The 21,590-nt window shown below is 63.2% G+C and carries 19 protein-coding genes and 4 tRNA genes; 18 read left to right on the top strand and 5 right to left on the bottom strand.

Annotated features, from left to right (window positions below; all coding sequences use genetic code 11):
- Positions 1 to 311: 311 nt before the first annotated feature.
- Positions 312 to 384 (bottom strand) — tRNA-Val (locus tag CXY75_RS09295).
- 298 nt (positions 385 to 682) lie between these two features.
- On the opposite strand from CXY75_RS09295, the gene CXY75_RS09300 reads away from it, so the two are divergent.
- The 3 genes from CXY75_RS09300 to CXY75_RS09310 all read left to right on the top strand — a co-directional run bounded on the left by CXY75_RS09300 (position 683) and on the right by CXY75_RS09310 (position 998).
- Positions 683 to 754: transfer RNA gene (locus CXY75_RS09300), tRNA-Gly, on the top strand.
- Positions 755 to 812: 58 nt separating this feature from the next.
- Positions 813 to 883, top strand: a tRNA-Cys gene (locus CXY75_RS09305).
- Between the two features lie 43 nt (positions 884 to 926).
- Positions 927 to 998 (top strand) — tRNA-Val (locus tag CXY75_RS09310).
- Positions 999 to 1,213: 215 nt separating this feature from the next.
- On the opposite strand, the gene CXY75_RS09315 is transcribed toward CXY75_RS09310, so the two are convergent.
- Positions 1,214 to 2,278: an Ig-like domain-containing protein gene (locus CXY75_RS09315; RefSeq protein WP_104082562.1), complete on the bottom strand. Its 1,065-nt coding sequence runs from the start codon at positions 2,276 to 2,278 to the stop codon at positions 1,214 to 1,216.
- 225 nt (positions 2,279 to 2,503) lie between these two features.
- On the opposite strand from CXY75_RS09315, the gene thrS reads away from it, so the two are divergent.
- The 13 genes from thrS to CXY75_RS09380 all read left to right on the top strand — a co-directional run bounded on the left by thrS (position 2,504) and on the right by CXY75_RS09380 (position 16,373).
- Positions 2,504 to 4,474 carry a threonine--tRNA ligase gene (gene thrS / locus CXY75_RS09320; RefSeq protein WP_233201840.1) on the top strand — a complete coding sequence of 657 codons (1,971 nt, stop codon included), beginning with the start codon at positions 2,504 to 2,506 and terminating at the stop codon, positions 4,472 to 4,474.
- Positions 4,475 to 4,499: 25 nt separating this feature from the next.
- Positions 4,500 to 5,090, top strand: coding sequence for an HIT domain-containing protein (locus tag CXY75_RS09325; RefSeq protein WP_104082780.1), 591 nt, complete (start codon positions 4,500 to 4,502; stop codon positions 5,088 to 5,090).
- A 99-nt stretch (positions 5,091 to 5,189) separates the two neighbouring features.
- On the top strand, positions 5,190 to 6,092 hold the full coding sequence (pdxS, locus tag CXY75_RS09330) for a pyridoxal 5'-phosphate synthase lyase subunit PdxS (RefSeq protein ID WP_104082564.1): 903 nt from the start codon (positions 5,190 to 5,192) through the stop codon (positions 6,090 to 6,092).
- Positions 6,093 to 6,118: 26 nt separating this feature from the next.
- Positions 6,119 to 6,745: a pyridoxal 5'-phosphate synthase glutaminase subunit PdxT gene (gene pdxT / locus CXY75_RS09335; protein WP_104082565.1), complete on the top strand. Its 627-nt coding sequence runs from the start codon at positions 6,119 to 6,121 to the stop codon at positions 6,743 to 6,745.
- Between the two features lie 75 nt (positions 6,746 to 6,820).
- Positions 6,821 to 7,390 (top strand): DUF1697 domain-containing protein, encoded by a 570-nt coding sequence (locus tag CXY75_RS09340; RefSeq protein WP_104082566.1) that lies wholly within the window; start codon positions 6,821 to 6,823, stop codon positions 7,388 to 7,390.
- A gap of 152 nt (positions 7,391 to 7,542) precedes the next feature.
- Positions 7,543 to 8,307, top strand: coding sequence for a YebC/PmpR family DNA-binding transcriptional regulator (locus tag CXY75_RS09345; RefSeq protein ID WP_104082567.1), 765 nt, complete (start codon positions 7,543 to 7,545; stop codon positions 8,305 to 8,307).
- 4 nt (positions 8,308 to 8,311) lie between these two features.
- Entirely contained in the window at positions 8,312 to 8,938 is a 627-nt protein-coding gene (ruvC, locus tag CXY75_RS09350) for a crossover junction endodeoxyribonuclease RuvC (protein ID WP_104082568.1), read from the top strand.
- Positions 8,935 to 9,606 carry a Holliday junction branch migration protein RuvA gene (gene ruvA / locus CXY75_RS09355; RefSeq protein ID WP_104082569.1) on the top strand — a complete coding sequence of 224 codons (672 nt, stop codon included), beginning with the start codon at positions 8,935 to 8,937 and terminating at the stop codon, positions 9,604 to 9,606. Before ruvC ends, ruvA begins: the two co-directional genes overlap by 4 nt.
- A 65-nt stretch (positions 9,607 to 9,671) precedes the next feature.
- The gene (gene ruvB, locus CXY75_RS09360) at positions 9,672 to 10,697 is read left to right on the top strand and encodes a Holliday junction branch migration DNA helicase RuvB (RefSeq protein WP_104082781.1); all 1,026 of its coding nucleotides are present in this window, start codon (positions 9,672 to 9,674) and stop codon (positions 10,695 to 10,697) included.
- A gap of 108 nt (positions 10,698 to 10,805) precedes the next feature.
- Positions 10,806 to 11,210: a preprotein translocase subunit YajC gene (gene yajC / locus CXY75_RS09365; RefSeq protein WP_104082570.1), complete on the top strand. Its 405-nt coding sequence runs from the start codon at positions 10,806 to 10,808 to the stop codon at positions 11,208 to 11,210.
- 145 nt (positions 11,211 to 11,355) lie between these two features.
- Positions 11,356 to 13,077 (top strand): protein translocase subunit SecD, encoded by a 1,722-nt coding sequence (gene secD / locus CXY75_RS09370; protein WP_104082571.1) that lies wholly within the window; start codon positions 11,356 to 11,358, stop codon positions 13,075 to 13,077.
- Positions 13,077 to 14,090, top strand: coding sequence for a protein translocase subunit SecF (gene secF, locus CXY75_RS09375; RefSeq protein ID WP_104082572.1), 1,014 nt, complete (start codon positions 13,077 to 13,079; stop codon positions 14,088 to 14,090). The genes secD and secF overlap by 1 nt, the downstream gene beginning before the upstream one ends.
- Positions 14,091 to 14,117: 27 nt before the next feature.
- Positions 14,118 to 16,373, top strand: a complete 2,256-nt coding sequence (locus CXY75_RS09380; RefSeq protein ID WP_104082573.1) for a bifunctional (p)ppGpp synthetase/guanosine-3',5'-bis(diphosphate) 3'-pyrophosphohydrolase — start codon at positions 14,118 to 14,120, stop codon at positions 16,371 to 16,373.
- On the opposite strand, the gene CXY75_RS09385 is transcribed toward CXY75_RS09380, so the two are convergent.
- The 3 genes from CXY75_RS09385 to CXY75_RS09395 all read right to left on the bottom strand — a co-directional run bounded on the left by CXY75_RS09385 (position 16,370) and on the right by CXY75_RS09395 (position 19,223).
- Positions 16,370 to 16,984, bottom strand: coding sequence for a hypothetical protein (locus CXY75_RS09385; protein ID WP_104082574.1), 615 nt, complete (start codon positions 16,982 to 16,984; stop codon positions 16,370 to 16,372). The two genes, CXY75_RS09380 and CXY75_RS09385, sit on opposite strands and share 4 nt — an antisense overlap.
- Before the next feature lie 96 nt (positions 16,985 to 17,080).
- The gene (locus CXY75_RS09390; protein WP_104082575.1) at positions 17,081 to 18,313 is read right to left on the bottom strand and encodes a DUF349 domain-containing protein; all 1,233 of its coding nucleotides are present in this window, start codon (positions 18,311 to 18,313) and stop codon (positions 17,081 to 17,083) included.
- A gap of 109 nt (positions 18,314 to 18,422) precedes the next feature.
- On the bottom strand, positions 18,423 to 19,223 hold the full coding sequence (locus CXY75_RS09395) for a peptidylprolyl isomerase (RefSeq protein WP_104082576.1): 801 nt from the start codon (positions 19,221 to 19,223) through the stop codon (positions 18,423 to 18,425).
- A 107-nt stretch (positions 19,224 to 19,330) separates the two neighbouring features.
- On the opposite strand from CXY75_RS09395, the gene CXY75_RS09400 reads away from it, so the two are divergent.
- Positions 19,331 to 20,671: a replication-associated recombination protein A gene (locus tag CXY75_RS09400; protein ID WP_104082577.1), complete on the top strand. Its 1,341-nt coding sequence runs from the start codon at positions 19,331 to 19,333 to the stop codon at positions 20,669 to 20,671.
- Between the two features lie 265 nt (positions 20,672 to 20,936).
- On the top strand, positions 20,937 to 21,566 hold the full coding sequence (gene rpsD, locus CXY75_RS09405; RefSeq protein ID WP_104082578.1) for a 30S ribosomal protein S4: 630 nt from the start codon (positions 20,937 to 20,939) through the stop codon (positions 21,564 to 21,566).
- The last annotated feature ends 24 nt before the right edge of the window (positions 21,567 to 21,590 follow it).

Below are 21,590 nucleotides of genomic sequence, written 5' to 3' on the forward strand. Positions count from 1 at the left end.
ATCGCGTCCACCGCAACCACCATCGACCACGCCCGCAACTTCTTCACCGACGGCACCCCCGTCACCATCCGCAAGGGCGCCTAAGTCGCAGGACTGACCTCCGGCTAGGTCACCAAGAATTCCCGCAGGAACCAGGCGGGCCCCACGTGCACAGCACGCAGGGCCCGCCTCTTTTGCATGTGTGCCAGCTACCCGCATCCATTGGTCAAGGCGCTAGCCGCACCCGCTCGCTGGCCGAGGATCTCGATCGTTCGCACGCTCACGCCTCGGTCGGCGCGTCCACTGGTCGACACCGCTGAGCGGTTTTTCGGTGGGCGATGCGGGACTTGAACCCACGACCTCTTCCGTGTGAAGGAAGCGCGCTACCAGCTGCGCCAATCGCCCAAATATACTCACACCATCAACCGAAGTTGCTACTGCGACTTTTGATACTAGCCCAGACTGGAGCGTCGCCGCACATCGACGGCGCGCACGGTGTGGCGCGGGCTAACCAGGGACCAGCTAAACGTGGCGCGGGAGCTGCGCCGCTTCGCGGGAGGCCGAACTGGGGCGTACTGGCGCAGGTCCCGCGCAGCCCGCACCCCACCCGCACCACACGGCGCAACACGCCGTAAACGGCTCAGTTTGGTTTCCGTCTTGCTATTCGGCTAGAGTCTCTGAGTACGCAGAAATGCGGACAGTTGCGGATGTGGCGCAGTGGTAGCGCATCACCTTGCCAAGGTGAGGGTCGCGAGTTCGAATCTCGTCATCCGCTCGAATGTATTGGAATCGGTCGCAAGACCGGTTCCAATTCGTTTGGTATGAACCCAACTGGTGGATTGGCCGAGAGGCGAGGCAGCGGCCTGCAAAGCCGTTAACACGGGTTCGAATCCCGTATCCACCTCTGTTCTTTGTGCACGACGTTAGACCGTACTTCCCAGAATCTTGGGCGATTGGCGCAGCGGTAGCGCGCTTCCCTGACACGGAAGAGGTCACTGGTTCGATCCCAGTATCGCCCACACAGCATTTCGAGCAAACATAGAAGCCCCGGTCAGCCGGGGTTTTTTTGTGCCCAAAACCCGTCGTGCGCGGTGCTAGGTAATCGGCCGACCTGTGTGCCCTGGTACGACATCCGCTGCTCACGTAGGTGTATAAGGGCATAATCGTGAAAACGGATGCCGCTTCCGGGTCGGGGGTGAGAGTTCAGCCAGGGCGCACTCTCACACCGCTGTCGCTACCGAGTCACCCGTACGATTTTCGGCAAGGTCAACGTCTGAGCGAACTTCGGCGTGCCCAGGTAACGCGCTATTAACGCATGCGTGCCGACTTTTAGCGATGTGTACGCGAACCTGGCCGAGCCGTTCTTGAGCGCCACCGGGCTGCCGACCTTCGTCGTTACGTCGTAGAACTGCACGTAGCCGGTCACCGTCGCGGCGCCCAGGCGTGGCGCGAATTTCGCCACGCCTGTGACGACGGTGCCGACCTTGACCGCACTTTTCGGCGACACGGTCAGCGTTCCGGCGATCTTGGCGGCCGTGGCCGCCTTGGCCACAACAGTGACCGTCACCACTGGTGAGGTCGACGAGTCATAGAACACCGCGAAACTCTTCGCAGTGATGCGGTGCACCCCAACGGACAGGCTCGTCGTGGTCAGCGTGGAATGCCATTCGCCGAAGACCTGGTCGCCAACCAACGGCTGGCCGTTGTCGAAGAAAGAAATTTCATCGCCGAATCGCGGGCCGTTTAATGCTCGACCCTGACTATCGGTGACGTCTGCTGTGAAGGTGATGGATTGTCCGGCCGTGATGGTGCCGGACGGCTTAGCGATTAGCGTGGTCTTCGTGTCAGGGCCGACCGGTACGACGTAATCAAAGGTTTTTGAGGCCGGAGCGAAGTTGGCATCTCCGAGGTAGTCCACTCGAAACTGGCGCGTTCCGGCCACGCTGGGCTGGGCGTCGGAGAAGAAAATGCCGGCCGTGTCGCTCGGCAAGAGTTCCCGTGTATCAGTGGGGCTGCCCGGTTCGAGGGAAACGACGCGCACGGTCCCGGTTGGAACAGCGGTGGCGGGAGCGACGCCCGATATCTCGCCATATACGGATGCGAATTGCCCGGCGAAGTAGAAGTCGTAGGTGCTGGCCACAATGCTGACCGTGCCGCGTTCCGTGGAGAGGGCCGGGGCATCCGTTGCCGCCGATGCTGGCGGTGCGACGATCAGGGCGCCGAGCACGGCCGCGATTGCCAGCGCGGAGAGGTGCCAGGAGCGCTTTGCGCCAGGGCGGGTGGTGGGTGAAGGTGTCATGTCTCGCTTCTTTGCAGTCGGTAGTGCGTGGGCCCCCAAATTAAGGACAAAGTACTCCCGAATGCGCTCGGTCAGAAGGGTGTAGGGGCGTAAACAGTGCTGGGGTCGCCTGCAACCGACGACGGGCCCCGCGCGCGCCGCTAAAGTTGACGGGTAGGCAAACAACAGGGAGTTATACACGTGGCTGACGGCTTTGCGCTTTTCACCGACCGATCCGTTGTCGCAATGCGCGTCAATGGTGAGTTGAAAGATCTGGCGGCCACCGTGTTGCCGACGGATGCTGTCGAACCGGTCAGCATAAATTCTCCCGACGGCCTGAACATTTTGCGTCACTCGGCCACCCATGTGTTGGCCCAGGCCGTGCAGACCGTCAACCCGGCCGCCCGCCTCGGTATCGGCCCGTTTATTACCGACGGCTTCTACTACGATTTCGACGTGGCCGACCCGTTCACTCCTGACGACATCAAATCGCTTGAAAAGGCGATGGATCGCATCATTCGCCAGGGCCAGCGTTTCGTGCGCCGCGTCGTCACCCACGACGAGGCCCGAGCCGAACTCGCCGCCGAACCCTACAAGCTCGAGCTCATCGGAATCAAGGGCGGCCCCGGCGAGGGTGGCGACGCCGGCAATAACAGCGCGACCGCCGACGAAGAATCGGTCGAGGTCGGCGGTGCCGAGCTGACCATCTACGACAACGTCGACCCGAAGACGGGCGAGACGGTCTGGAAGGACCTCTGCCGCGGCCCGCACCTGCCCAACACTCGCATGATCGGCAACGGTTTCTCGCTCACCCGCCTGGCCGCGGCGTACTGGCGCGGCTCGGAGAAGAACCCGCAGTTGCAGCGCATCTACGGCACCGCCTGGCCGACCAAGGACGAACTGCGCGCCTACCAGACCCGCCAGGAAGAAGCGGCCAAGCGCGATCACCGCAAGCTCGGTGCCGAACTCGACCTGTTCAGTTTTCCCGAGGAGATCGGCTCTGGCCTGGCTGTGTTCCACCCCAAGGGTGGCATCATTCGGCAGGAGATGGAGAGCTACTCCCGTAAGCGCCACTCCGAGGCCGGCTACGACTTTGTTTACTCGCCGCACATCACCAAGTCGACCCTGTTTGAAACCTCCGGCCACCTCGACTGGTACCGCGAGGGCATGTTTCCCCCGATGCACCTCGACGAGGAACGCGACGACACCGGCCACGTCACCCGTCAGGGCGTCGATTACTACCTCAAGCCGATGAACTGCCCGTTCCACAACCTCATTTTCAAGTCCAGTGGCCGCAGTTACCGTGAGCTGCCGATGCGCCTGTTTGAGTTCGGATCGGTCTATCGCTACGAAAAGTCCGGCGTGCTCAACGGGCTCACCCGGGTCCGTGGAATGACCCAGGACGACGCCCACATCTACACGACCAGGGAAGGCATGAAGGAGGAGCTCACCAGCACCCTCAACTTCGTGCTGCAACTGCTCGCTGACTACGGCCTCGAGGATTACTACCTCGAGCTGTCCACGAAAGATCCGAAGAAATTCGTCGGCAGCGACGAAGCCTGGGACGAAGCCACCGAAACTCTTCGTGAGGTCGCCGAAGCATCCGGTCTTGATCTCGTCGCCGACCCAGGCGGAGCGGCCTTTTATGGCCCCAAGATCTCCGTGCAGGCGAAGGATGCCATCGGTCGCACCTGGCAGATGTCGACCATTCAGCTCGACTTCAACCTGCCGGAGCGGTTCGACCTCGAATACACCGCTAACGACGGCAGCCGCCAGCGCCCGGTGATGATTCACCGCGCCTTGTTTGGCTCGATCGAGCGCTTCTTCGCCGTACTCACCGAGCACTACGCCGGAGCTTTCCCGGTGTGGCTTGCCCCGGTGCAGGTTGTGGGCATTCCCGTCTCCGAGCAGTACGGTCCGTACCTTGATGACGTGATCGCCACCCTCAAGAAGGCCGGTGTGCGCGCGGAGGTCGACCATTCCGACGATCGCATGCAGAAGAAGATCCGCACCCACACCAAGGCGAAGGTGCCGTATCAACTCATCGTCGGCGAAGACGACCAAGCCAACAATGCGGTGAGCTTTCGGTACCGCGATGGCACCCAGCAGAACGGGGTCCCCGTCGCCGAGGCTGTGCGCCTGATCGTGGAATCCATCGAGAACCGCTCGCAGGTCACCACCACGCCCGTCGTGGCCGTGGCCGAAGTGCAGGCGTAGCGTGCCGGCGATTCCGTCCGATCGGCTGCGCGGCTCCGACGCCGCTGACAACGGCGCGGGGGAGACATCCTCTGAATTTGCCGGTGTTCCGGATGCCTTCCAACGGCTCTGGACGCCGCATCGGATGGTCTATATCCAGGACGGACAGCAGCCGCACCCTGACGATTGCCCGTTCTGCATCGCGCCGACCCTCGGCGACGAGAAGGCGCTAATCGTGGCGCGGGGCACCCACGCCTATGTGCTGCTCAACCTGTTTCCGTACAACAGCGGCCACCTTCTCGTCTGCCCGTATCGGCACGTCGCCACCTACGACCAGGCCACACCGGAGGAGATCGCCGAAATTGGCGAGCTCACCCAGATCGCCATGCGGGTACTCACCCAAGTGTCGAACTGCGACGGTTTCAACATCGGCATGAACCAGGGGCGCATCGCCGGGGCCGGCATCGCCGAGCACCTGCACCAGCACCTCGTGCCCCGCTGGGCTCTCGATTCGAACTTCTTTCCGATCATCGCTGGCACGAAAGCAATTCCGCGCCTGCTCGGCGACGTGCGTCGTGAGATTGCCGACGGCTGGCCAGGTGCTGTGACGCCCGCGGCAGCGACGGCCGCTCAATAGCTTTTCCCCGGCTGGGCAGCGTGCTGGCGCGCCCCGGCCATCCGTTCGACCGTCGCCAGACGACCAGACCACCACCGCGCAAGGAATAGGATCGTAGTTATGACTGAATCAACCTCCGCCGAGCAGGTCGGCTCGAGCCGCGTCAAGCGTGGACTCGCCGAAATGCTCAAGGGCGGCGTCATCATGGACGTCGTCACCGCTGCCCAGGCTCGTATTGCTGAAGACGCTGGCGCTGTCGCCGTCATGGCTCTCGAGCGCGTTCCCGCCGACATCCGCTCGCAGGGTGGTGTTGCTCGCATGAGCGACCCCGACCTGATCGACAGCATCATCGCCGAGGTCAACATTCCGGTCATGGCGAAGGCCCGCATCGGTCACTTCGTCGAAGCTCAGATTCTTGAGGTGCTCGGCGTCGACTACATCGACGAGTCTGAAGTGCTCAGCCCCGCCGACTACATGAACCACATCGATAAGTGGAACTTCACCATCCCCTTCGTCTGTGGCGCCACCAACCTCGGTGAGGCACTTCGCCGCATCAACGAGGGCGCGGCCATGATCCGCTCCAAGGGCGAGGCCGGCACCGGCGACGTTTCCGAAGCCACCAAGCACATCCGCACCATCAACGGCGAGATCAAGCGCCTCACCTCGATGAGCCGCGACGAACTGTACGTTGCCGCCAAGGAGCTGCAAGCTCCCTACGAACTCGTCGCCGAGATCGCCTCGACCGGCAAGCTGCCTGTCGTGCTGTTCACCGCTGGCGGCGTCGCCACCCCAGCCGACGCAGCCATGATGATGCAGCTCGGTGCTGACGGCGTGTTCGTCGGCTCTGGCATCTTCAAGTCCGGCAACCCGGAGCAGCGCGCAGCGGCCATCGTCAAGGCCGTCACGTTCTACGACGACGCCAAGGTCATCGCGGATGTCTCGCGCGGCCTCGGCGAGGCCATGGTGGGCATCAACGTGTCCGACATCGCCGAACCGCACCGGCTCGCAACGCGCGGCTGGTAGCGCATCCGTTCGTGACGATTATTTCGATGGGCGCCCGACCGGCAGAAACCGCTGTACCGGCAGGACTGCGGGTCGGGGTGCTCGCGCTGCAGGGCGACTTTCGCGAGCACGCGCAGGTGTTGCGCGAGCTCGGCGCGGAGGTCTCCCTGGTGCGCCGTCCGGAAGAACTGGACCAGATCGATGGTTTGGTCATTCCGGGCGGCGAATCGAGCGTCATGGACAAGCTGGCCCGCACCTTCGGACTTGCCGAACCGCTCAGCGCTGCCATCCGCGGCGGGCTCCCGGTCTATGGCACCTGCGCGGGCCTGATCATGCTCGCCGACACAATTCTCGACGGCATGAACGGCCAGCAGGGCCTCGGCGGGCTCGACATCGTGGTGCGTCGCAACGCTTTCGGCTCGCAGACTGCGTCCTTCGAGACCGACCTCGACATTCCGGTGCTCGGTGACAAGCCGGTGCACGCCGCTTTCATTCGGGCGCCGGTCGTGGAGACTGTCGGCCCGCGGGCGAGTGCTCTGGCCACTCTCGCCGACGGGCGGTGCGTGGCCGTCGAACAGGGCAATCTGCTCGGCACGTCCTTTCACCCAGAAATCACCGGAGAATACCGTTTTCACCAGTATTTCCTGCAGAAACTGGTCGCGGCCGCCCGCTGATCACGCCGCTCAATTGTGCCAAGTGCGGGACTGTGGCTAGGGTTCAGACATGACTCAGACACGCAGTGGTCAACGATGACCCGTTATGTAGCACTCCTTCGAGGAATCAACGTCAATGGCATCACTATCGCCATGGTCGATCTCGCCGACACCTTTCATGAGCTCGGCTACACCGACATTAAGACGGTGCTGGCGAGCGGCAACGTGCTGTTCAGCATCGATAGTCCGCTTGCCGATGCTCAGCTGACTAAAAAAGTGGATGCCGCAGCCCTCAAGGCGCGCATTGAAGCGGCCTTGACGGCCCGCTTCCAGTACGATGCGTGGATCGTGCTCATCGACGCGGAATCGCTTGACCGCATCGTGCGTTCGTATCCCTTCGACGCCGAACGCGACGGCTGGCATCCGTATGTCATGTTCTCCTCCGACTCCGGCCACCTCAGCGAACTCGCCGGCCACGCCAAGGAACTCAACGCTACCGACGAGCGAATTGAACTCGGCCACGGCGTGCTGTACTGGGAGGTACGTAAGGCAGTCGGTATCAAGAGCGCGTTCAGCAAGAAGAGCGCCAAGCTGAAATATCGCGACACCACGACGACCCGCAACTTGCACACGCTGCACAAGCTGCTGGAAGTCACAGCGGGATAGACTGAATGGGCACCTCAGTGTGCACCAACCATGCACGGCCAGGCCGCTCGAATGCCGGCTGGCAGTGCCGTATGACGGTGCCGTATGGCACTAGCGCACGGCGTCTGATTGATCGAGCACTGCAACTGAACCAACACAGTAACGGGAGATGTATGTCCGGGCATTCCAAGTGGGCCACCACCAAGCACCAGAAGGCCGTCACCGACTCGCGTCGGGCCAAGGCTTTCGCCAAGCTCATCAAGAACATCGAGGTTGCAGCTCGGCTGGGCGGCGCCGACCTCTCGGGCAACCCGACACTGGTCGACGCTATTCAGAAGGCCAAGAAGACTTCCGTTCCCAACGACAACATTGACCGCGCCGTCAAGCGTGGCGGTGGGCTGTCTGGTGAGCAGGTCGATTACACGACCATCATGTACGAGGGCTACGCCACTCACGGTGTCGCGATCATGATCGAATGCCTCACCGATAACAAGAACCGGGCCGCAGCCGAGGTGCGCACGACCATGGCCCGAAACGGCGGAGCCATGGCTGACCCGGGCAGCGTTGCCTACAACTTTCACCGCAAGGGTGTTGTTGTCGTCAAGCGCACCGCGACCCTCACCGAAGACGACATCATGCTCGCTGTGCTCGACGCCGGCGCCGAAGAGGTCATCGACGAGGGTGACACCTTCGAGATCTTCTCGGACGTGAGTGACCTCGTCGCGACCCGCACCGCGCTGCAAGCTGCGGGAATCGACTATGAGTCGGCTGATATCGCCTTTGTGCCGTCGCTGAAGATTGAGGTCGACGCCGAGACTGCCCGTAAGGTGTTTCACCTGATCGACGCGATGGAAGACCTCGACGACGTGCAAAACATCTACTCCAACTACGAGCTGTCGGCCGAGGTTCAGGCCGTACTCGCCGCCGAGTCGGAGTAGTTCGATGGCGGTCCGGGTTCTCGGCATCGACCCGGGCCTGACCCGCTGCGGTGTCGGCGTTGTCGACGTCGAGGGCAACCGTTCGGCGCGCCTCGTCGACGTGACCGTGCTGCGCAGCGCTCCCGATCTGCCCCTAGAGCAGCGGTTGCTGCTGCTGTCCCAGGGCCTCGAAGAGATGCTCGACCGACACCGGCCACAGTTCATTGCCATCGAGCGGGTCTTTGCTCAGCACAACGTGCGAACGGTGATGGGTACTGCTCAAATAAGCGGTGTTGCGTTGCTTTTGGCCGCACAACGCGGACTGGCGGTGACCCTGCACACCCCGAGCGAGGTGAAGGCGGCCATTACCGGCTATGGTTCGGCCGATAAGAAGCAGGTCGGCACCATGGTCGCCCGCATTCTGGGCCTGACCGAGATTCCGAAACCGGCCGATGCAGCGGATGCCCTCGCCCTCGCGATTTGCCATGCCTGGCGCACCGGAGCCGCCGGTGGCACCCTGCCGTCCGTCGCTTCGGTCAAGGCCGCTGCGCCGTCGTTCGGAACGCTGACCCCGGCCCAGAAAGCCTGGCGAGCAGCCGAACGTGGGGCGGTGCGCGCTGTGTCGGCGGTGCCCCGTAGTCTTAAGGGGTGATTTCTTCCGTACGTGGCCTTGTCCTGTCAGCCGTGGGCTCAACCGTCGTCATTGAGGTCGGGGGAGTGGGCCTCGGAGTGCAGGTGACTCCGGCCACCGCCCTCGGCTTGCGCATCGGCGAGGAAGGCCTCGTGATGACGACGCTGATCGTGCGCGAAGATTCGCTCACCCTCTACGGCTTTCCGAGCGCTGACGAACTCTCTGTGTTCGAGCTGCTCGTCGGCGTCACCGGCGTCGGCCCCAAATCTGCCCTCGGCGTGCTCGACGTGCTTACCCCCAACCAGATAGCCCAGGCCGTCTCCGACGACGACGACGGCGCCTTTCGCAAGGTCAGTGGAATCGGCCCGAAGACCGCGAAACTTATCGTGCTCTCCCTCGCCGGCAAACTCACCGTGACGGCCGCGAGCGCGCCAACCCGCGCGCCGGGGGCTACTTCGGTCGCTGCGAGCGTGCAGGCAGCCCTGATCGGCCTTGGCTGGACCGAACGGGTCGCGGCAGAGGCCGTCGACGAGACCCTGACGGAGCTGGCGGATGCTGCCAATGCCGACGCGCCGCCGCCCGCGGTCGCCGCCGTGCTCCGGTTGGCCCTGGGCCGCCTGGGCCCGGCAGCTCACCACGCCACGGGGTCTGCCGCTGCTGGGGCGTCGAACGGTACGGGTCGCTCGTGAGTACCGATCCCGCCGGTGAACACTCCGCTGGTGACAACTCCGCCGTTAGGCACCCCGCCATCGAAATGACTAACCCCTCGCTCGAGAGCGAATCTGAGCTCGCCTTCGAGGGTGCGCTGCGCCCGGCGAGCCTGGCTGAATTTGTGGGCCAGAAGAAGGTACGGCGGCAGTTGCAGCTGCTGCTGACCGCCGCGACGATGCAGAACCGCACGCCGGACCACATCCTCTTGGCTGGCCCGCCTGGGCTGGGCAAAACGACCCTCGCCATGATCGTCGCCTACGAGGGCAACCGGCCCCTGCGCATGTCGAGTGGTCCGGCCATTCAACACGCAGGTGACCTCGCGGCGGTGCTCTCCTCCCTCGTTCCCGGTGAGGTGCTATTCATTGACGAAATTCACCGAATGGCACGCTCGGCCGAAGAGATGCTCTACCTCGCAATGGAAGACTTTCGCATCGACATTATGGTGGGCAAGGGCGCCGGTGCAACCTCGGTTCCGCTCGACCTCGCACCGTTTACCCTAGTGGGGGCAACGACGCGCTCCGGCCTGCTGCCGAACCCGTTGCGTGACCGGTTCGGATTCACCGCGCACCTGGAGTTCTACGCTGAGAGTGAGCTTGAGCAGGTGCTCTATCGCGCCGCGCAGCTGATCGGTCTGCCCATTGAGCGTGACGCCTTGGCCGAGATCGCCGGTCGGTGCCGGGGCACACCGCGCATCGCGAACCGCCTGCTACGCCGGGTGCGCGACTATGCGCTCGTGCACGGGGGCGGCGCAAACATCGCCGCGGTGCACGCGGCCCTCGAGCTCTACGACGTGGATGCGATCGGTCTGGATCGCCTTGACCGAGAGGTTATGAAGATCATTTTGACCCGCTTTGGCGGGGGGCCGGTGGGCCTGAACACCCTGGCCGTTTCGGTCGGTGAAGAGTCCGAAACCGTGGAAGCGGTCGTCGAGCCCTTCCTGGTGCGGATAGGCTTCCTGACGCGCACCCCGCGCGGGCGAGTTGCGACCCGCGAGGCATGGCAACATTTTGGCCTCACGCCTCCTCAGGGTGCGACCCCTCAGGGAAGTGTTACTCTTCTTGACCTATAATTCAATTTGGCCCGCCCGTCTCGAGCGATTTTTTCTCTAGACGACACTGTCGGTTCTCACTCACAAACTTCGGCCACCCGCGCCGCAATCGAAAGGTTTCACCGCTTTATGAATGATCCATTGACTCTCGTTATGCTGGCCGTTTTGGCCGTTCTCGTTTTCTTCATGTTCCGCAACGGTCGCAAGCGCAAGAAGGACCAGGAGGCCCTGCAGGCCACCATGGTTCCCGGCGCCAACGTCATGACCAACTTCGGCATGTACGGCACGATCATTGCCATCGATGAAGAAGCCAACAAGGTCGAACTGCAGATCGCGCCCGGCGTCATCGTCGAGATCCACCGCCAGACCATCGCCCGCGTGGTTGAGCCCGTCGTCACCGACGAACAAGACGACGACAGCATTGACGCCATCGACTCAGCGCGCGAATCTGACCTGACCGAGCCGGAATTCGGCCAGCGTGTTGCCGATGTCGACTCCGACACCACCGATCAGCCCAAAAAGGGCGACGCGTAGTCGTTCTTCGGTACTGCTTAGTTCGGTACTGCCTCATTCGTAGGTCATACTCGCTTGGCACGACTTTTACACAAACGCACGTACTGCATCACGCGGCGCGCCCACGCAGCTTGGCGTGGGCGCCAACAGAAAGCTGAGTTCATAGGTGGCTAAGTCGTCTCCGGTTAAGAAGGCCTGGCGTTCCCTAACCTGGCTGGGCGTACTCATCGTCGGCCTGATCGCCCTCAACGCATTCGGAGTGTTGACGCAGAACGGGTCGTGGGCACCGAAACTGGCCCTTGACCTCGCGGGCGGAACGCAGATCATCCTCGCCCCGCAGGTTGAGAGCGGTGCGACGGTTACCTCTGAACAGTTGGGCGAAGCGGTCGGCATCATCCGCCAGCGTGTGAATTCCTCGGGCGCCTCCGAGGCGGAGGTCAATACCCAGGGCGGCCGAAACATCGTCGTATCGATCCCCGGTACCCCCGATGACGCCACCCTTGAGCGCATCAAATCCTCGGCCAAGCTGGAGTTTCGGGCCGTGCTTGTTGCCGGTCAACCGTCGAATCAGACCGTTGGCGCCGACGGCACCGCAACGCCGGCCCCTGAGGCCACCGTGGATCCGAGCCTGTCGACCACGCCGGCCGTGGCACCGACCGATGCGAGCGACCTGAATTACGTCACTCCGGCTCTCCAGGCCCAGTACGACGCCTTTGATTGCGGAGCAATCGACACCACCAACGTCGCACCGGCCGATGAACCCCTCATCACCTGTGAAACGGATGATTCGGTCAAGTACATCCTCGGTCCGGTCGAGGTCGACGGCTCCGACATCACCAACGCGACCAACGGTCAGACCACCACCCAGTCTGGTGCCACGACCGGCGAGTGGGCCGTCAATATCGTCTTCAATAGCGACGGCAGCTCCACCTTCGCCGACGTTACGACCCGACTGTTCGGCCTGACCGGTGTGCAGAACCAATTCGCCATCGTGCTCGACGGTCACGTCATCTCAGCCCCCCGCACCAACGCCGCCATCACAGACGGTAAACCACAAATCACCGGCTCGTTCGATCAGGACAGCTCGAAAGCCCTGGCCGACCAGCTGAAATTTGGCGCCCTGCCAATCAGCTTCGTCGTACAGAGTCAGGACACCATCTCGGCCACTCTCGGGTCGAGCCAGCTGGTAAACGGCCTCATCGCCGGTCTGATCGGTCTGATCCTCGTGGTGCTCTATTCACTCGCTCAGTACCGACTGCTCGGCTTGGTGACCGTCGCGTCGCTCGGCGTGGCGGCCGTCATCACCTATCTGCTTATTACGATCCTGTCCTGGCGTGAGGGCTACCGCCTGTCGCTTGCCGGGGTTGCCGGCCTGATCGTGGCGATTGGTATTACCGCGGACTCGTTCATCGTCTACTTTGAACGGGTTCGAGACGAGTTGCGTGATGGTCGTGGCTTGGAATCGTCGGTCGAGTCTGGGTGGAAGCGCGCCTTCCGCACCATTGTCGCCTCCGACGTGGTTAACTTTCTTGCCGCGGCCGTGCTGTTCGTGCTTGCGGTCGGTAGCGTGCGGGGCTTCGCGCTGACGCTCGGACTGACCACGATCGTCGACCTGCTGGTCGTCGCCCTGTTCACACACCCCATGCTGCAGCTCGTCGCGCAAACCAAGTTCTTCAACCAGGGCCACAAGCTCAGCGGGCTTGATCCGCGTGCCCTCGGTGCGGTTTATCGCGGACGCGCCAGGTGGGAAGCCTCCGGCGCGGTCTCCGCCAACAAGATGGCGTCTTCGAGCAAGGAGGCCGCCAAACGACAAACGATAGCCGAACGCAAGGCGTCAGAACTCGTGGGAACAAACACTGATCGATCGACGGACGGGAAGGATTCCTGATGGCCAGCTTCGCAAAATTCGGAAATGATCTCTACACCGGTGCTCGTTCGGTAAACATCGTCGGTCGTCGCAAACTCTGGTATCTCATCGCCGGCGGGTTGATCATCGTCGCCCTGGTTGGCCCCTTCCTGCTGCGCGGCGGATTCGTCTTCGGTATCGAATTCACCGGCGGCAGCCAGTTCACCGTGTCACAAACGTCAAGCCAGTCTGAGACCATCGCAACGGATGCCGTAGCGAGCGTCGTTCCCGACGCCGTTCCGAAAGTCTCCACCGTCGGCTCTGACGGTATTCGGGTTCAGACCGACCAGCTCACCGAACCAGAGACGGCGGCCGTTCGTGACGCTCTCGCCACGGCCTACGACGTGCCAGTCAATGAAGTCGCCACCTCGTTCATCGGGGCGACCTGGGGTCAGGACATCACCTCACAGGCCCTTCGAGCGTTGGTCGTGTTCCTCGTGCTCGCTGGCGTCGTCATGGCCGTGTACTTTCGCACCTGGAAAATGTCGGTGGCGGCCATGGTGGCCCTGCTTCACGACCTCGTGGTCACCGCGGGATTCTATGGCATCACCGGGTTTGAGATCACCCCGGCCGCGGTGATCGGGTTCCTGACGATTCTGGGCTATTCGCTCTACGACACCGTGGTGGTGTTCGACAAGATTCGCGAGAACACCAACCTCGACGGGTCCGGCTCCAGCCGCACCTTCTCCGAATCGGTCAACCTCGCCGTCAACCAGACGCTGGTGCGTTCGATCAACACGTCGATCGTTGCGGCCCTGCCCGTGGCATCCATTCTGTTCATCGGTGCCTTCGTGCTCGGGGCGGGTACTCTGCGGGATATTTCGCTCGCATTGCTGATCGGTATTTTGGTCGGAACGTACTCGACCATCTTCATCGCGTCGCCGCTGTACGCTCAACTACGTAACGGCGAGGACGCCATCCGCAAGCACGACAAGAAGGCGCTGGCCGCGCGCGCCAAGGCGTCGACGCCGGTGGCCGCAGCCGTTTCCGCGTAGTCTTGCTGTAACGGTGGAGGTGAGACGATGACGGAGACGACGACACCTTCTCCAGCCTCGCTGCGCCGACTGGTTCCCCGGATCTTCTCCCGCGCCCAGCCGGCCGGCGCCGTCGATCGCCTGATCAAGACCGTTCGGGCGAACCATCCGAAGGTCGATCTGTCGATCGTCGAGCGTGCCTACACCGCTGCCGAGCGGGCCCACGAGGGGCAGATGCGCCGTAGCGGTGAACCGTACATCACGCATCCGGTCGCCGTCGCCCAGATTTTGGCCGACCTCGGTATCGGCACCAAGACCATCGCGGCCGCCCTGCTGCACGACACGGTCGAAGACACCGACTACACCCTCGACCAGTTGCGCGCCGACTTCGGCGACGAAATTGCGATGCTCGTCGACGGTGTCACCAAGCTCGACAAGGTGAAGTACGGCGACTCGACCCAGGCCGAGACCGTTCGCAAGATGATCGTCGCGATGTCCAAAGACATCCGCGTTCTCATCATCAAGCTCGCCGACCGGCTGCACAACGCGCGCACCTGGGGTTTCGTGCCGAACGAGTCCGCCGTGCGCAAAGCCACAGAAACCCTCGAGATTTACGCGCCATTGGCCCACCGGCTCGGAATCCAGACCATCAAATGGGAACTCGAAGACCTCTCCTTTGCCGTGCTCTATCCCAAGTTGTACGCCGAAATTGAAAGCCTGGTCAAGCAGCGCACTCCCAAGCGCGAAGAGTTTGTACAACAGATCATCGACACCATCAACGATGATCTCAAGTCGGCGCGCATTCGCGGCAAGGTTGCCGGGCGCCCGAAGCAGTACTACTCGATTTACCAGAAGATGGTCGTGCGCGGCCGGGAGTTCGACGAGATCTACGACCTCGTCGGCATTCGAGTGCTCGTCAACTCGGTGCGGGACTGCTACGCAGTACTCGGATCCATCCACGCCCGGTGGACCCCGCTGCCCGGTCGTTTCAAGGACTACATCGCCACGCCCAAGTTCAACCTGTACCAGTCGCTGCACACGACGGTGCTCGGACCGAGCGGTCGCGCGGTAGAGATTCAGATTCGCACCACCGAAATGCATCAGCGCGCCGAATTTGGTGTGGCCGCGCACTGGAAGTACAAGGAGCAGGTCAACGGCCGTAGTACCGGCGGACCAGGACCGCAGAGCGACACCGACATGGCGTGGCTCGCTCACATCTCCGACTGGCAGGCCGAGACGGCAGACCCGGGCGAGTTCCTTGACTCGCTGCGCTACGAGATCGGCGCCAAAGAGGTCTACGTGTTCACCCCGAAGGGCCGAGTCATCGGACTGCCCTCTGGCGCCACACCGGTGGACTTCGCCTACGCCGTGCACACCGAGGTGGGACACCGCACCATGGGGTCCAAGGTCAACGGACGCCTCGTGCCGCTCGAGAGCGAACTGATCACCGGCGACGTCGTCGAGGTGTTCACCTCCAAGAACCCGGACTCAGGCCCGAGCAAGGACTGGCTCAGCTTTGTCAAGAGCCCCCGTGCCCGAAACAAGATCCGGCAATGGTTCACCAAGGAACGCCGCGACGAAGCCATTGAGCAGGGCCGGGATGCCATTGCTCGTGCCATGCGCAAACAAAACCTGCCCCTGCAGAAGCTGATGAACCAGGACTCCTTCGCGGAGGTCGCAGCGCTGCTCAAGTACGAAGATGTGTCTGCGCTGTACGCCGCCGTTGGCGAAGGACACGTCTCCACCCAGTCGGTGCTGGAGAAGGTCGTCTCCTCGGTGCAGAACATCGAAGACAACGACAACAACGACTTTCCGGGCGCAGCGCGCGGTCGACCGCACACCACCCGGAACAGCGACTCCGGTGTGCTCGTGCGTGGCGCACCCGACATTCTGGTCAAGCTCGCCCGCTGCTGCACGCCAGTACCGGGCGACAAAATCGTCGGCTTCGTCACCCGCGGCTCCGGCGTGTCCGTTCACCAGGCCGCCTGCCACAACGTTCAGTCGCTTCTCAAGGAGCCCGAGCGCATGATCGAGGTGGAATGGGCGCCCACGTCGAAGAGCCTGTTCCTCGTACACATTCAAATTGAAGCCCTGGACCGTTCCGGGCTGCTCTCCGACGTCACCCGAGTGCTGTCTGAGCATCACGTGAACATCCTTTCGGCTACGGTGAACACCTCGAGCGACCGGCTGGCCCTCAGCCGGTTCGTCTTCGAGATGGGGGACACGACCCACCTCGACCGAGTGCTGAACGCTGTGCGACGCATCGACGCCGTCTACGACGTCTATCGCGTCAGCGACGGCTAGGCCGTCAAACGCTGATCGAGTGGATGCCCGGCCTCAGCTGGTGCCTCCGCCCGAAGCGCGTCAAGTGCGCCGGCCACGGCATCGAAGCGCGAGGCGGCAACCGTGCAGTTGGCTGGGCTACCACGCCGGCTAAGGCGCACGGCGGCCGTCACGTCTGGGTAACCACCGTAATGCAGCAGCCGCGTCAGGAGCGCCATCAGGTCGTTGGAGGACGCGGGCGTGTAGCGGGCCAGATCGACGGCGGTGCGAAGGGGAGTTGTGACTCGCAGCCCGCATATTGTGCGCACGTCGTCTGGCGAGCGCAAGACTTCACGCAGGTGTACCCGCGGCGATAATCGCGCCGTCGTTCGTGCACCGGCCAGCACACAGAATTCGTGCCGGCTCGGTTCCGGCGCGACGCCGTAGATCCACGCGGCGCTGAGGCGCTCGGCGATGGCGCGGGGCGGGACCAACTGGGCGGCCGCGCTGGCCCGGGTGGAGCATCCGTCTATTTCGTCGATCACGCACCAGGAGTCGGCCAGTTGAAAGACCTGCCCGTCGAGGCGAGCGCCGTGCAGTTCAGCCAGCGACAGGCCAGCGCCCGCCAGCGCGCGGTGGGGTTGAATCGTCATGCCATCAGGGTGGCGGCAAAACAGATCCAGGCCCCCGAAGGAACCTGGATCTGTGGAGAAAAGCCGTGCTACCCGCCCTGTGGATAGACCGTGCGGCTACTGACCGATGGCCTTGAGCCAGGCCTTACGGGCTTCGAGCGCCTCGGTGGCGTCCTTGATAGCTGTCGCGTTCGCGCCCTGCTGCGCGGTTGCTAGTTCCGCCTCGAGCTTGGCGATGGCATCGTTGAGCTGGCCGGCCAGCCCCTCGGTGCGAGCCTTGGTCTCCGGATTGTTGCGCTTCCAGTGATCGTCGTCGAGCTTGCGCACGACGGCTTCGACCTTGCGCAGGCGATCCTCGATCGGCTTGACCTGGTCTCGGGGAACCTTGCCGATTTCATCCCACTTGCGCTGGATTGTCGTCAGAGTGTCGCGGGCGGCGTTCCGGTCGGTCGTGGTGAGCAACGTTTCGGCTTCGGTCAGTAGCTCAAGCTTCTGCACAAGGTTGGCGGAGAACTCCTCGTTGTCCTGAGCCTCGACCTCGCTCTTGACCGAGTACAGCACGTCGCCGGCAGCCTTGAACTTCGCCCACATGGCGTCGTCCTGCTTCTTGCCACTGCGACCGGCTTTTTTCCACTCGTCGAGCAGGTTGCGGTAAGCGAAGACACCGTCGGCACCCTGCGGGGCGAGCCCTTCGGCCTGTTCGATGAGTTGCTGCTTCTTGGTGCGAACGTCCTTGTGGGCGCTGTCGAGCTCGGCGAAAAAGGCCTTGCGGTTCTGCTCGATCGTGGTGCGCGCGGCACGGAACCGCTTCCACAGGTCGTTGGCCTCACCCTTGGGAATGCGGGGCGCGTCGTGCTGGTGTGCCTGCCATTTGGCGAACAGGGCGTCGAGGGCAGCGCTGGTCTGCTTCCACTGCGTCTTGGCGGGATCTTCGGCGGCGAGGCGCTCGGCCTCCGTGACGATCTCGGCACGCTCGGCAACGGCGGCAGCGGATGCGGCCTTCGTCTCGATGCTCTGCTGCTCGGTTAATTCGCTGACGGCCCCGCCGAGGGCGCCCAGGCGTTCGGCGAGAGCGGCCAGGTTGCCAACGGCATTGGCGTTGGCAACGGCGACGGTGAGGTTGGCGACCGATTTGGTGATGTCTGCGGCTGGAGCGCCGCCCTTAGCGCGCTGTTCGAGCAGGGTGACCTGCCCATTGAGCTCAACGTACTTGCGCTCGAAGTAGGCGAGGGCCTCTTCCGGAGTTGCATCCGGGTACTGGCCAACGGCACGTTCGCCATCCGCTTCGCGCACGTAAACCGTGCCGGTTTCGTCTACGCGACCCCATGGTTGCTGATCTGTCGTAGTCAAGAGTCTCACCTTTACTGAGTTGTTGTGTGTGCATCCGCGGGAGTGAAAAGTGCGGCGCCAGGAAATACCCTGATAAGCCTATTGCACAAGCATGGGGGACGGACCCGTTCTACTGAACTGTTATGCCCGTAATAGTGGTAGGCACCTTCGGAGCGCCGTCGGTGGAACCGTCGCTGGTGCCGGCATCCGTGATTTGAGCCTTGAGCTCGTCGAGCCCGCTGGTGACCGTGCCGAGCACCGTGTAGCCGCCGGCGGCATCGGAGGGGATCGTCGTGTCTTCGTACACGACGAAGAACTGGCTGCCCATGCTGAAGCCGTTACCGCCCTGACGCGCCATGGCGAGGGTGCCGGCCGGGTAAATATCATCGGCTGGAGCGTTTTCGATTGGACCATAGCTGTAGTCCGGGCCGCCAGTTCCGTCACCGGCCGGGTCGCCGCACTGCAGCACAAAGATGCCCTCGGTGGTGAGGCGGTGGCAGGTGGTGTCAGCATAAAAGCCGCTCTGGGCCAGGCTGATGGTCGAGGAAACGCCCTGTGGTGCGAGCGCACCGTCGAGTTCAATGCCGAGCGTAACGCCGTTGAGGGTGAGGCTGCCGGTCCAGGTGCGAGCCTCGGCGAGGGTGCTGGCTGGAACGGCGCCTACGTTCTCACCGGCGGCCGGTGTCGCGGCCGGGGTCGCGCTGGGGCTGGCCGTGTCCGTGGCGACGGGGGTGCCGGGGCCGCCATTGAAGAAGGCCACCTGAGCGAGCACGATCAGGGTCAACACGACGAGGAGACCGCCTCCGGCAAGAAGATTGTCGCGCACGCGACGCTTCGTCTGGTGCTCGTGCACGGCGCGTCTGGCCTGGTAGGAACGAACACGACCGCGCTCTTCACGTGCAGCACGCTCGAGCTTGTAATTCGAAGCCACTGGGAACCCCTCCGTGGCCGTCGGGGTTGGCGACGACCGTACGCAACACAATCGGGCGCCTCATGCTCTCGATCTCGTAGAACTCTCTCACAAACTACGCTAGAGGAATGTCGGATGCTCAACCGGGCCTGCGCAGTGGCGCGACCCCCCTCGCTGTACGAATGCGCCCGAAAACCCTCGATGAGGTCGCCGGCCAGCGTCACCTGCTGACGCCGGGGTCGCCGCTGGTCAGTCTGGCCAGTGACAAAACGGGGGAGCGCGGCAGCGTGTCCGTCATTCTCTGGGGCCCGCCAGGGACCGGAAAAACCACGCTCGCCCAGGCCATCGCGCACAGTTCCGGTCGACGGTTCGTTGAGCTCTCGGCCGTGACGGCGGGGGTGCGCGACGTGCGTCAGGTGATGGAAGACGCCCGCACCAACCGTGACCTGTACGGCCTGGCTACGGTACTGTTCCTTGACGAGATCCACCGCTTCTCCAAGGCCCAGCAAGACACTTTGCTGCCCGGGGTCGAGAACGGCGTCGTCATTCTGGTCGCGGCGACGACCGAGAACCCGTCGTTCTCGATCATTTCTCCCTTACTCTCTCGTTCCCTGTTGCTCACCCTCGAGGTGCTCAGCGACGAGGACCTCGGCATCGTCGTGGATCGTGCCGTCACCGATGCACGCGGCCTGGCCGACCGGTTTGAACTCGAACCGGAGGCCCGCGGTGCGATCATCAGGCTCGCCTCGGGGGACGCCAGGCGGGCGCTGACCGCGTTGGAAGCGGCATCCGTTTCGGCGGAATCAACCCTGGAACCCGGCGCGACGGGCAAGCCTGTGATCACGACCGACATTGTCTCGCTCGCCGTTGATCGTGCGCTGCTGCGCTACGACCGCAATGGTGATGAGCACTACGACGTGATCAGCGCGTTCATCAAGTCGGTGCGCGGCAGTGACGTCGACGCTGCACTGCATTACCTGGCGCGCATGATCGAGGCCGGCGAAGATCCGCGGTATATTTGCCGCCGCATCATCGTTCTCGCCTCCGAAGACATCGGCATGGCCGACCCACAATCGCTCCTGATCGCCGTCGCCGCCGCCGACGCCGTACAACTGATCGGCATGCCGGAGGGCCGCATACCGCTGGCCCAGGCCGTCGTACACCTCGCGACCGCCCCCAAGTCCAACGCCGCCTACATGGCCCTCGATGCTGCCATAGCGGATGTCCGCGCCGGCAAAATGGGCCGGGTGCCCAAGGGTATGCGCGACGCGCACTACCCCGGCGCCAAACGCCTCGGCCACGGTAAGGGCTACGTCTACCCGCACGACGACGCGCTGGGTGTTGTCACCCAGCAGTATCCGCCGACCGAGCTGAAATCCACCCGCTACTACGAGCCGACCGAGCACGGCCACGAGCGCGACATCTCCGCCCGCCTTCTGAAGATTCGACGCATCGTACGTGGTGAATAGCACCCGCATCGAGCGTCGCGGAAACTGCGCACCACCGACGCTGCCCGCCTCGGGAACGCGAGTGACAGCATCCACTCGTGTGCTAACCTTGACTTTGCCTACAACTGGTTTCGGCATGCGGCTGCGTCCGTTTCCGGTTTGGAGGGGATCTGTTCTGTAGCCGAACATCCCATGGCACCCAATCCTCTGATCTCCCATGACCTGTGTCGATTTTGTCCACACTCGCCCTGGTATCCCTGTTATTGAGTCCGATTGAAAGGAAACCGTGTCTACCAAGTCACGTACCCGCAGTAAAACTCGCCTCTCGCGCGCGCTGGGCATTGCCCTCACGCCGAAGGCAGCCCGCTTTCTCGAGAAGCGCCCCTATGCACCCGGTGAGCACGGCCGCACCAAGCGCAAGACCGATTCGGACTATGCCGTTCGTCTTCGCGAAAAGCAGCGCTTACGCGCCCAGTACGGCATCCGCGAAGCCCAGCTGAAGATTGCCTTCGAGCAGGCTCGTCGTCGTCAGGGACTGACCGGTGAAAACCTCGTCGAGATTCTCGAGACCCGTCTCGATGCTCTCCTCGTTCGTTCCGCGATTGCGCGCACCACGGCTCAGGCTCGTCAGATGATCGTGCACCGTCACATCCTCGTTGATGGAGAGCTCGTCGACCGGCCCTCCTTCCGCGTCAAGCCCGGCCAGCTCATGCACGTCAAGGCTCGCAGCGAGGGCATGGAACCCTTCCAGGTTGCAGCAGCCGGCGGACACGTAGACCTGCTCCCAAAGCTTCCCGTCTACCTCGAGGTTGAGCTCGACAAGCTTCAGGCTCGCCTCGTGCGCGCTCCGAAGCGCATCGAGATTCCCGTGACCTGCGAAGTTCAGCTCGTCGTGGAGTACTACGCAGCTCGATAACTCGTGCAGTTGGATAGTTAGTGA

This window comes from Cryobacterium sp. Y11 (assembly GCF_002929535.1).
Classification (GTDB): Bacteria; Actinomycetota; Actinomycetes; order Actinomycetales; family Microbacteriaceae; genus Cryobacterium.